General features: G+C 63.8%; 1 protein-coding gene. It reads left to right on the top strand.

Annotated features, from left to right (window positions below; genetic code table 11):
- The coding region (locus SB771_RS33845; RefSeq protein WP_410721900.1) for a transposase at positions 1 to 326 on the top strand (326 nt) is incomplete at both ends.

The following is a 326-nucleotide window of genomic DNA, read 5'->3' as shown; positions in this document are numbered from 1 at the left end:
CGAGGTGGAGCAAGCGCTCGCGCAAGCGACCATCGACGATGCGCGATTGCGCGTGATGCTAACGATCACTGGCGTGAACACCACAGTGGCGATCGGACTGCTATCGGCCATCGGCGACATCGCGCGGTTTCCGAATCCGGAGAAGTTGGTGAGCTACTTCGGTCTCAATCCATCAGTCTATCAATCCGGTCCGGCACCGGCCAGGCATGGTCACATCACCAAGCGCGGGCGCTCTTATGCTCGGGCGATGCTGGTCGAAGCCGCTTGGGGTGCAACGCAAGCGCCCGGGCCGCTGCGCGCCTTCTTCCTGCGCGTGCGCGATCGCC

It is taken from the genome of Burkholderia sp. SIMBA_051 (assembly GCF_046534915.1).
Classification (GTDB): domain Bacteria; phylum Pseudomonadota; class Gammaproteobacteria; order Burkholderiales; family Burkholderiaceae; genus Burkholderia; species Burkholderia ambifaria.
This window is presented reverse-complemented; position numbering and strand designations above follow the sequence as displayed.